Origin of the sequence: Paenibacillus sp. GCM10027630 (assembly GCF_042676305.1) — a bacterium.
GTDB lineage: Bacteria > Bacillota > Bacilli > Paenibacillales > NBRC-103111 > Paenibacillus_S.
The window spans coordinates 27268-38561 of sequence record NZ_JBHTGY010000011.1 but is presented as its reverse complement, the minus strand read 5'-3'; the positions used below and the strand labels follow the sequence as shown (position 1 = coordinate 38561).

The following is an 11294-nucleotide window of genomic DNA, read 5'->3' as shown; positions in this document are numbered from 1 at the left end:
TATGTCGGGAAGGGACAACACACCATGGCGACGCATTTCAAACGTTGTGTCAGTGATGAGGATTTGGCCAACTTCAGTATATTTTTTCTTGATTTTAAACGCGACCTGCATCCTGCTTTTTCAGCGATAGATGTCGTCAGCGTGCTTCAATTGTATTTGAGCAGGCCTCAAGCCTATTTGCTTCAAATGACGGATGACAACAATCGGGTCATCGGAGTATCAGCTTACTACCACGGGACCGAAGAGCAGGATTTTAAGGATAAAGAAGTTGCATTTGTGGATTTGGCCATTTTTGACAGAGCCTATCGGGGTACGTTGCTTTTTATGAAAGGGTTCCGGTATCTGGTGAACCTGATCGTCGAAGACCATCCGGAAGTCCGGGAATTAAGATTAGCCGCATTGGCGGAAAATGACTATATATGCAAGTTGTATTCGAAATTGACCGAAACGAATTATACCCGTGAAGGAATAGCCGGTGAAGAAAAGGTCTTTTGTGTCAAAATTAACAAGCTAATGACTATCTTTAAAAAATTCAACCATGTATAATTAATGGTATAAATTTCTTTTACATAAAGGAGGAGTTTTACATGTTCATACCACCGCCTAATATTAAGGACATAAAAAAGGGCAGCGGCTTCGGAAGGTTTGCCATTCTCAATGACTCTTTAAGGGCGCAACCGCAACCACAACCGGCGAAGTAATGTATTATCAATATAGACCGTGCAACTTGGTAACGGACTTTGATGCATATATCAAGTTTTTACTTAAGCATCACTCTGAACTGAACTTGTCTTATTCTTTTGTCGTGAAACTCAGCTTTATTAGTAGCCCGCTGATTTTCGGAAAAGCTATGCTGATCTTGAATGAAGAACCCTACGAGATTGCCGGCGCGGCGGGTTTCGTTTACGGCACCGGCGCCAACAGCTTTGAGGACAAGCACATTTGTCAAATTGAGATTGCTTTTATTCAGAAGGCTTACCGGCGCACATCCGTGTTTGTACGCGGATTGCAAGCACTGGTTGCTATGATAAAAGAGGGCAATCCGGAGGTTGAACTGGTTCAGTTCTGGACTTCTCCGGATTTGCAGGAGATGGAGAGCTTATTAGCCAAATTTGGCGCCTTGCCCGGTTCGACCAAATCCCGCGTGAACAGCTTGGATTGCTACAAGATTCCGTTTCATGAGTTGGAGGCATTTTGCCGTCGTTTTAGAGCAGCTTAACGGTGATATAGAAAAGATGAATTTGTGTCTAATGAACACAGACTTCAGACAGTCGAAAAAATTTCGGCTGTCTTTCTTGGCTCAACCTCAAAATCAGTACTTGACCCTCTCCCGACCACAAAATCCTGCAAAAACGCAGTTATTTTCCTACCCGAATTGCTGTAGAGAGAACAAACCTGCAAAAGTACATCAATTTTCATGGAAAACGCTCCGATTCAACTAAGAATGATAAAATAAATGCACATTTACACGAATTCAATGAGACGTCGGTTATACTGGCCAAAGGCTGTATAAATGCAGTTTTTTGGTAGCAGGCAATGGCTTCGAGTCGAATAAATTCGAATAAAGTCGTGTATGTTGTCATTACCGTTTTTAAGTTTTTGTCTAGGGCTAGGCTGGACACGTGGACGAAATCGAATGACTGCGTTAAGCGCTGATTTTGGTTTTGAGCCTCTTTTTTATGCAATAATTTATTACTGCAATTTGGTAAATACAATCTCCGTCCCGCCAATTTCATGCAGAGTTGCTGCTTGATCCGTTCCCTCCGGCCTAATAGCTTTAGCTTATGCTCGGGTTCTGAAAGTCCAAGGAAACGTATCTAAGAGGCGATGCCAGTGACAGACCGATGCGCTGTACGGCTGCTTGGTCAACAGCTTTGAGGAAAAGATGGAGATGCCCGGCTTTACGATGTCCTCGATCAAGTTCAGGATCCGTTCGTCGTGGGCGGATTGTTTCGTCTTATCGGTCAGCATCGCCAGCTGGTATGTAAATCTTTCGTGTTCCCCCGACGTTTGGACTGGCGCTTCGCATCCATCAAGTTCTTCGTTAATCTCGCATAATTCGTCCGCCGAAAAAAAATCCGAAACGACCACATAGCCGAGCTCATCATAATGGTTTTTCTCTTCTATCGTCAATTTTCTCACCTTAATCACTCTCTTATGTTATCGCTTGGTTGTATCGTAGCACTTGGCTTTACGATTCCGCCATGGAGAAATACGATAAGCAATCTGGACAAATCGGATGTCTGTGAGGAGCACTCAGGATATTTCGATAGATTCTTTCGAAAGTACGAATTTGTATATAACGAACGTTTTGACTGCTGCTATCTGTGCCCGGCGCATACCGTTCTATCCTACGAATTAACGAACCGGGACGGGCATCGATGTATCGGTCCGATCCAAGGACTTACCGAAATTGCCCCAGCTTACAGGGGACTATAATAAAGTGACTGAGCTGCCTGTGGGAGATAAATTCATCATTTATGTTATTGGAATTGATGAAATCTTGTTTTGATTATGTTTATAAAACAAAGCATACTCCTGTCCATGACGGACAAAAATATGCTTAGTCTAGAATGAGTGATGGCCACAAAGCGCAGCTACAAGGGAATACGCACCTTGAACGTACTTCCCTTGCCTACTGTGCTATCCACTTGAATAGTACCCCGACCTGCATCCACGATGTTCTTGGCAATAGCGAGACCAAGTCCGTGACCGCCGTTTTGGCGAGTTCTCGATTTATCCTGCCTATAGAAACGATCGAAAATGCGAGGAAGCGCTTCGGCGGCAATACCGATACCGCTATCTTTAACTTCGATAGTGAGAATGTGGACGCCTTTTTCACTCTCATCTGCAAGCACTATAGTTACGGAGCCATTGTCCGGCGTGTATTTAACCGCATTTTCGATTAGCAGAACGAGCAGCTGCGTCATTTTCTCCGCGTCCCAAATCACCGTCAGGTCATCAGGAGCATGCAGCCTTATGGCAATATCCTTCGATTGGGCTAGTGGCTGGAGCTTTTGGATCACACCTACAGCAGCTTCCCTCAAATTGAACAAGGAGCGATCCAGTACGATTTCGCCTGAATCGGAGCGGGCCAAATGCAGCAGCTCTCCAACCAGCTTCGTTATTGAGTTAACCTCATCTTTCATACCTTCCAGCACTTTTTTCGAGAAGGGGTCGCTAGTGATGCTTGCTTCGAGCTGAAGCGACTCAATCGATGTCAGCATGACGCTCATTGGAGTACGCAGCTCATGGGAGGCGTCTGCTACAAACTCACGTTGTCTTGCGTACGCTCTGGCAATGGGTATAATCGCTTTGCGCGACATAAGATGGCTGAGCCATAAGGCCAGAATGAAGAAAAGCAGCGCCATTCCTATTAGCAGAATAAGCAGCCAACGAAACAAATCATGTTGAAACGTAACTTCCTTTCCAGTGTATAAGGTGCCGATCCTCGCCCCATTCCATAATAAATCCCGGTGTGTAACAAGGAATCTCGCAGCATTTCCCTGTTTCGGGCGTCCTAGCTCATCGGGGGACGGGGTGTCGAAGGTCTGCATTGTAATATTCTGTATGCCTTTCCCCTTGAAATCACCTTTTCTAATAGACTCCATCACCTGAGCGCGCAGTTCCGGCTGAATTTCTCCCCCGAGCTCAATGTTCCCATTCTCAGCAATTAAGTAATAGAACGATTGATCGGTGCTGATTGAAAAGGTATCCTCTATAGAGCGCGGAGGCCGTCTGTTAGGATTGTTATCTTGGTCAGCCCACTTTTGCAGGGTGCGAATTTCGTTGTTTGCGAGCTCATTCAGACGAACCCGTTGATCATTCCAGATGAACAGATACAATAAGACATACACAATAATGACGAACAAACTGAGAAACATAATGAGCACACCGCTGTATTGCAAAGAGAGCTTATTGCGTGTCCGGTCGAACAAATCGCCTTCGAATAGCCGCTTTTTTAACGAGCTCCAATTAAGCTTCAATTTTATAACCTACACCTCTCACGCTCTGAATGAGCTCCCTTGAGTCGGAATTGTCGAGCTTCTTGCGGATTAATTTCACGATAGCATCGATCGACTTCAAGTTCACTTCCGCATCGAGACCCCATATTTTGTCCAAAATGACCTCACGGGTCAGAGTACGCCCCTTATTTTGCAGCAGCAGGTCAAGAATTTGAAACTCGCGTGGGGATAATTGGATTTCTTGAGCACCTTGAATGACAATCTGATTCGTCCGCTGCAGCTCCAAATCGCGGATACGGATTACATCCTCCTGCAGGGGAACGAAGTTTCTGCGCATCAGTGCCCGCAAGCGTGCCAGAAGCTCGTCCATCTCGAACGGCTTTACCAGATAGTCGTCAGCCCCCGCATCGAGACCTTCAACGCGATCCTGTAATGCATCTTTCGCCGTCAGCATCAGAATCGCACCGAGATATCCGGTTTTGCGGAGTTTGGCGCAAGTATCGCGGCCATTCCCGTCCGGCATCATCCAATCGAGCACGACAACATCATAGCTGGAAGCCATCGCATAGTCGAACGCATCATTGCCTGTTGTCACCCAATCAACGGTACAACCCGCTTTTTTCTTCAGCATATGAACGGTCAGCTCTCCTAGTCGGATATCGTCTTCCGCCAATAAGACTTTCATAGGCTTGCCCCATTTCCTGTTTTATCCTTTTTAAAATAGTATAATCGAAAGTCCTCATGCTTTCACCGTAATTTCACCAAGTCAAGATAATATAGGTTTCAAGGAACATCAAATCCAAAGAGATGAAAGGAAGATTAAGATGAATACAAAAAAGAAGGTCATTATCGCCAGTACATTGATAGCCATTCTAGCAGTAGGTGGAGAAATTTCGTTAGGCAGCCATATCAAAGCGTTGGCTGAGCCGACTGCTTCGCACGCAACAGACGGGATGGCAAAGAACAAAGCGGATAAAGATGCACCGAAAAGAGAGGATGGCAGGAAACGGGGAAAAGGTGGGGTGGATGGAAAAGGAGATGCTTGCCGCCAAGAGGGACCAGCAGGTGAATTAAAAACAAATAAGGGTGAAGCGGTTGGACCTGGCTCCACAAGCACGACTGCACCCGTTGACTCTGCAGGCAGCGGCAATAATTCAGAGCAGGCCGTAACCTCTGTAGTTATATCTAATGGATTTAACACAGACCCGCAGGACAAAGGCAGACCGGTGGTGCTTATTGCCGCAGCCCTTGGGGTTCCTACTGAAGTTTTTAGAGAAGCATTTAGCGGAGTAACTCCTGCGGGCTTGGAAAGCCAGCCCAGTCCCGAACTGGCTCAACGAAACAAAGGAGCTCTTCTTAAAGTTCTTGCGCCCTATGGCATTACAAACGAACGTTTAGACGAGGTTTCCAATTATTATCGTTATAACGGAAGAAATGGTGAAATATGGAGAAATACAAAAGCTACTGCAACCGCAACAATTGAAAATGGTGTCGTGACGGGTGTAACCATCACAAATCCAGGATCGGGGTATTCTTCTAATCCGACAGTAACCATTACAGGGCCAAACGGTACCATTACAGCGACAGCTACGGTTATCTACACGCAGGATTTTAAAACAAATGGAAGCATTTCTGCTATTACGATCAATTAGGCAAAAGGGATGTCAGGTGAGGCCAACCACTGGCCGTCAGCCGAAGCATCCCCAATTTTTGCTCGCAATTTCCCTGCTGATTTTTCAATTTGCCATAAAAAGTTCTTGCATTTATTAAAGCTAGAACTGATAATAGGGTGAAGTTGCAAACGGTTTCAGTGCAAGGTTGTTCCCAATTGAAGATCATGGGTGGAGACATTGAGAGAACCCAGGTATCTATTATTTGCTAAGGCGGATCGCGATTTTTGCGAGGTATCCGCTCCGGCTGATAGAAGCCTGGTTTTTTTTGTGTCTCCATTTTTGTGTACTCACATGGACGATCTCTTCGGACGGAAACGGTTTGGTGAAAATGAGGAGGAGAACTATGAAGCATAAGTTCAAACGAGCAGTCGTAACTTCGGCTGCAATGTCACTATTTGCGGCTTCAGCCTTGATCGGTATACCGGCTGTACCAGTTGCACCAGCTGCGGCGGCCCCATCGGCCCCCGCAGTGCTAATCACTGAGTTGGTACCGGATTCGATAAACGTATCTGCAAATGATGCTTACGAATATGTCGAGCTCTATAACGCCACAGACCAAGCTGTTAACTTGTCCGGGTACAAGCTTCGGGGAAAAATAGCGGGCGTCTCTCAATGGGAAGGAATGCTTAGCGGTAATGTGAGTATTCCCCCGCGTGAAACGATATTGATCTGGACACAGAACACGACGATCACCCCACTGGGGTTGAAGCGTGATCAGTTCAGAAGCAATTATGGTGTTTCTGCGTCTGATCTGCCGGATAACCGTATTCATATGCTCCAAAATGTATCAGGCTTGTACAACGGAAGCCCCACCCAGCAGAATGTGAGCATTAGCCTAGTTAATCCCCTTGGCAATGAGATTGTTTCCGCCACCTATTTCATAGATGGTCAGGACGATACGTTCGAAAACAAAGGCATTTCGTTTAAAGAGCCCTCATCGGGCATTGCGATGGTGCATAATGGTGGAAATAAGACGGCAACGCCTGGCCGTATTGCTTCCGATGAAGTGCCGGGGACAACTCCGAGCGATGCGATTGCTGTTGGTGGAGACCGCAGCTTGTCGTTGTCGTGGACACCTAACAACGATTCCAATGTGAAGGGCTACCGCATTTATTCTCAGGACGGGCTGCCGTCAGCGTCGGTGACCAATGCCACATACACATTTACAGGTATGACGAATGGAACAGACTATATGTTCACATTATCGTCAGTCTATAATGATGGACATGTTTCCCCAGCTTCCCTTCCTGTATCCGGAAGAGCAGGCATTCCAGCTATTCCAGCTAATACAACCGGCTTGCAAGCACTCCCTCGCGATGGAGCGATTCGTTTGAGCTGGGATGCATCTCCCGGAGGAGATGTTGCCGGTTACCGCATTTATAAAAACGGAGTGCCGCTGCCGAATTTGGTGACTGGCTCCTCCTATGCAGTGCCAGGCTTAACGAATGGACAAAGCGTTACATTCGCTGTCTACACCGTTAATCAGACGGGGTTAATGTCCGCCAAACCAGCTGTAGTTACCCAAAAACCGCAGGCAGCTCCTTCATTCCTGGTTACGGAAATGACTCCCAATTCAAAGAACGTTGACTACAAAACAGGAGGAACCGATGCATTTGAATTTATCGAGCTGCATAATACGACCTCTACACCAATAAACATTAAAGGCTTTAAATTAAAATACAGTGCGGTAACGGATCCTTATCCGGTGACGGAAGACAAGATTGTTGAACCGCAAGGGACTTTTATTATTTGGTTCAAAAACACAAACGTACAACAGGTCGGCTTGACGGAGTTTAATCTCGCCTACGGCAGCTCGATAACGGAGGATAAGCTGTTCGTAGTCGTAAACGGAGGGATGTCGAATACAGCGGCAAGAGGGGTGAAATTCTTGGACCCCGATAATAAAGTGCTTACTGACACAACCTACAACGTAGAGGATGTCGGGGAAAGCATCAGCGCTAACTTCATTCCCAACCGCAGCAATGGAGTAGTCTCTACTGAAAGGTTTTCTGCGCAGGCCAATCCGGGCTACCTGTACCCGGTACAGAAAATAGCCGATCCGGCTGATACAACTGCCCCTGCAATGCCTTCGAGCGTACAGGTCACAGCAGGTGTTGGTGGAGTGAAGGTGGCATGGAGCAACATGCTCGAGCCTGATGTTGCTTATGTGTTTGTATATGTGGACGGTGTGGTGAAAAGTAAACTGTTGATGCCGCAAAGCGAGGCCATTATTGAGGGCTTGGAGAATGAAAAGGCCGTTTCCTTACAGGTGAGCGCGGTCGATACGGCTGGCAGAGAGTCGGTGCGTACGCCCACGATCGTTGCAACGCCCACTGCTGATGCAATGCCAGCTCTGCTAATTACGGAGGTCGTTCCCGACACGTGGAATACGGAACCGCTAGAGTCGCGAGATGTATATGATGCATACGAGTTCGTTGAGCTGTACAATCCTCATTCGCAGCCACTTGATCTCAATGGCAAAACTGTGCGTTTCACACAGCCTGATGATGCTTTGAAAAGCTGGTCGTGGACATTCAACAAACCGACGCTTATAGAGCCCAAAAAAACTTTGCAATTCTGGGTGCGTCCGAATGGACTGAACTACCTGAAGGCGGATGGCTTTAATTTCTTCTATTACGGTTTCCAGGAAGCCAAGTATGTACCGGAATCCGCTTTCGTATATGGCGATGGTGCGGGTGGTTTAGCTAACGGCGGTGGTATCATTGATATCGTTGAACCTAATGGAACCGTACTCGTTTCGGCAACGTATACAGCAGGCCAATTTCTTGAGAAAAAAGGCATTACCTATGCTTATCCGATGTTTGGCGGTAACGTAATGCGGATTTCAGGCTTGCAGCAAACGGGGACTCCTGGCGTTGTGGGTTCCACCCAAATTCCACGTGAATCGTTCTCTGACCAGATCGCACCTGCCGCACCTGCAGGGTTTCAGGTAGAACCGGGCCCTGGATCTGCAACAATTAACTGGCTGCCGAATGTGGAATCAGACTTGGCCGGGTACAAGCTGTACATGAACGATCAGCTTGAGCTGACGTTACCTGCAGCAGCTGTATCGTACAAGATGCTGGCACTTCTGGGTGAAGTTGCAACGAAGTTCGAGCTTAGTGCAATAGACCAATCAAGTAATGAATCCACCCGTGTATCGGCAACCATTAAGCCAACCTATACGCTCATGACTCAAGTAGAAAGAGATCCGAGTCCTGCGAACGCTCTAACCCATTCCCGGTATCAGGCAGCTTGGGATATTGGAGAGAAAGGCCCAATCATACCTGGACTTGTACAAGGACATGTACCTCAAGGGATGTCGTATTATAAGGATGACCAGCGTGAATGGCTGCTGATGGCTGCATACCACTATTCCGGGGACCCGAGTACGCTTGCGGTAGTTGATGCCAAAACGGGCGTTCTGGTGAAGTATGTTAATCTGAAAAATCCGGACGGTACGATATATACCGGACACGCTGGCGGTGTTGCAGTAAGTCGTGAAAATGTTTGGCTGTCATCTGGGAAAAAAATGTATCGGATGCCGATTCAGACCTTGATTGACTCGGTAGACCAAGGCTTCGCACAATTTGCGGATTCCTTCGGAGTTGTGACTAATTCTTCGTTTACGGCCTATGACAACGGCATGCTGTGGGTTGGAGAATACAGTAATCCTCCTGCCTATACAACGGATCCATCGCATCAGTTGCAAAACCGGAACGGGGAGACCCACTTATCGTGGATCGCTGGCTACGAGCTGGATTCCAGGGATCAGCTTCCATCCGGTACACCGAGCTTCCGTGAAGAAAGCATGGATAAATTTATTCCTAAATATGTGATAAGTATCGGTGACAAAATCCAAGGTATAGTGTTCAACAAGGGAGAGATTTTACTAACCTATAATCAAGGGCGGTCCTATAACTCCATTTTGCGCTATGCGATGCCCCAAGTGTCTGACTTGACTACTAAAAATGCGCAAACCATGATCGGTGGAGTAACAGTGCCGGTATGGCTGCTGGATGGCGTAAACAAAACCGGTTCCATTAACATTCCGACCGGTGCTGAGAACATGTTCATCCGCAATGTAAATGGCATAGATCATCTGTATATAAACTTTGAATCCGGTGCCAACCATTCGCGGTATATGTCGGCTTATTCAATGGATCGGTTGCTTGACCTGAACCTTGATCAGATGCGTTTATATGATACCCGGACTTTAACTGGGGTTCCGCAGGAATTAAAAACTGGAGCTGAGGCACAGGCAAGCATTCTGGCTAATCGCGGGAAAAACACTGCTGAGAACGTAACCTCAAGCTATACGTGGGTGAGCAGTGAGCCGTCGATTGTCGAGGTAACGGCTAATGGCCGCATTCGGGGCATAAGACCAGGGACAGCAACAATTACCGGTACATCCGGTGAGAGTGTGCTCAAGGCTTCCATTGCAGTAGCTTCTGTTCAATCGAATCACAGTACGAGCAGTGGCAGCGGTAGCGGTTATTCGGGTGTCTTGCCGACTAACCCGACAATCCCGACGAACAACCCTGCACAGCAACATGTAACGCCAGATGAGATCAAAGCTGGCAATGGAGCTGTCAAACTGAAGCTGGCTGCTGAAAAAACCGAGCTGGCGATTTCCGAAAGCCTATTGAAGCAGATGAACGGTAGTTCGCTTGAAATTGAGCAAGGTAACGCGAGTCTGGTCGTTGCTGCAGAAGCGTTAAAAGCGGCAGCAGCTTCAATTAAACCAACCGAGGGCTCAGAAGGACAGATTATCGTGACTCTCAAGCCAACATCGGCATCTTTGGAATCCAAGGAGTATAAAGCGGCCAGTGGAGCTCTTTCGTTCGGGTTATCCGTTGTGAATCCTGATGGAATTCAAGCAGCACTAAAGCAGTTGGATTCATCTGCCGAAGTAAAAATCAAAGTGGAGGCCATGCGGGATTCTCGGCTGTTAGGGCTCTACAGCATCAATGTGGACGGGTCTCTTGGCTATATCGGCGGCAAAATAAAAGACGGCATTTTGACGGCTCAACTGACAGGTTTCGGCACTTATGTCGTGCTGGAATATAGCAAATCGTATTCCGACGTTCCTCCCGGCAATTGGGCACACGAAGCACTGCAAGTGCTTGCCGCGAAGCATGTGGTTGAAGGCATCGCGCCAGATATATTTGCACCAAACAAGCCCATAAGCCGAGCTGAATTTACAGCGCTGCTCGTTCGAGCATTCGAGCTCCCCTCCTCCAATGGGGTGGCCGGGTTCTCCGATGTAGCGTCTGATGCTTGGTACAATGAAGCTGTTGGGGCTGCAGCAGCAAGTGGGCTTATCCAAGGCGTGGAGCCGGGACGTTTCGCACCGAATGAGCCGGTGACTCGTGAGCAGATGGCAGTGCTGCTGGTAAGGGCTTGGGAGCGGAAGATAGCTTTGATTGAGCCGAGTAAAGGCAGCGAATTTAGAGACTCAGCGATTATTGCCAATTGGGCTGCTGATGCGGTGTCCAAGGCGCGCAGCGCAGGATTGCTTAGCGGCAAAGAAGGGGATCGCTTCGATCCGACTTCTGCAGCAACGAGAGCTGAGAGCGCTCAAGCCATTTTCAACGCTTTGTTCAAATAGAACCGTCTTTTCCAACTGAAAATCGATTCTGATTCTGTGTCATAT

At 47.4% G+C, this 11294-nt stretch carries 7 protein-coding genes; 4 read left to right on the top strand and 3 right to left on the bottom strand.

Features of this window, described 5'->3' with window-relative positions:
• The first annotated feature begins 24 nt into the window (after nt 1-24).
• Nucleotides 25-546, top strand: a complete 522-nt coding sequence (locus ACFQ0C_RS06375; protein WP_379365057.1) for a hypothetical protein — start codon at nt 25-27, stop codon at nt 544-546.
• Nucleotides 547-859: 313 nt separating this feature from the next.
• Nucleotides 860-1219: a hypothetical protein gene (locus ACFQ0C_RS06370; RefSeq protein ID WP_379365055.1), complete on the top strand. Its 360-nt coding sequence runs from the start codon at nt 860-862 to the stop codon at nt 1217-1219.
• 563 nt (nt 1220-1782) lie between these two features.
• Here the strand turns inward: ACFQ0C_RS06370 and ACFQ0C_RS06365 are convergent.
• The 3 genes from ACFQ0C_RS06365 to ACFQ0C_RS06355 all read right to left on the bottom strand — a co-directional run bounded on the left by ACFQ0C_RS06365 (nt 1783) and on the right by ACFQ0C_RS06355 (nt 4650).
• Complete coding sequence (locus ACFQ0C_RS06365; protein ID WP_379365053.1) at nt 1783-2142, bottom strand: phytanoyl-CoA dioxygenase family protein; 360 nt, start codon at nt 2140-2142, stop codon at nt 1783-1785.
• Nucleotides 2143-2597: 455 nt separating this feature from the next.
• Nucleotides 2598-3986 carry a sensor histidine kinase gene (locus ACFQ0C_RS06360; RefSeq protein ID WP_379365051.1) on the bottom strand — a complete coding sequence of 463 codons (1389 nt, stop codon included), beginning with the start codon at nt 3984-3986 and terminating at the stop codon, nt 2598-2600.
• Nucleotides 3976-4650 carry a response regulator transcription factor gene (locus tag ACFQ0C_RS06355; RefSeq protein ID WP_379365049.1) on the bottom strand — a complete coding sequence of 225 codons (675 nt, stop codon included), beginning with the start codon at nt 4648-4650 and terminating at the stop codon, nt 3976-3978. Before ACFQ0C_RS06355 ends, ACFQ0C_RS06360 begins: the two co-directional genes overlap by 11 nt.
• Nucleotides 4651-4789: 139 nt before the next feature.
• Here ACFQ0C_RS06355 and ACFQ0C_RS06350 point away from each other — a divergent pair, with 139 nt between their 5' ends.
• Nucleotides 4790-5617 carry a hypothetical protein gene (locus ACFQ0C_RS06350; RefSeq protein ID WP_379365047.1) on the top strand — a complete coding sequence of 276 codons (828 nt, stop codon included), beginning with the start codon at nt 4790-4792 and terminating at the stop codon, nt 5615-5617.
• 364 nt (nt 5618-5981) lie between these two features.
• Nucleotides 5982-11249, top strand: a complete 5268-nt coding sequence (locus ACFQ0C_RS06345) for a lamin tail domain-containing protein (RefSeq protein ID WP_379365045.1) — start codon at nt 5982-5984, stop codon at nt 11247-11249.
• Nucleotides 11250-11294 lie beyond the last annotated feature (45 nt).

Bases quoted from the DNA above. Each gene is read 5' to 3' on its own strand.
- ACFQ0C_RS06375 (WP_379365057.1), top strand. From the start codon at position 25: ATGGCGACGCATTTCAAACGTTGTGTCAGTGATGAGGATTTGGCCAAC.
- ACFQ0C_RS06345 (WP_379365045.1), top strand. From the start codon at position 5,982: ATGAAGCATAAGTTCAAACGAGCAGTCGTAACTTCGGCTGCAATGTCA.
- ACFQ0C_RS06355 (WP_379365049.1), bottom strand. From the start codon at position 4,650: ATGAAAGTCTTATTGGCGGAAGACGATATCCGACTAGGAGAGCTGACC.
- ACFQ0C_RS06350 (WP_379365047.1), top strand. From the start codon at position 4,790: ATGAATACAAAAAAGAAGGTCATTATCGCCAGTACATTGATAGCCATT.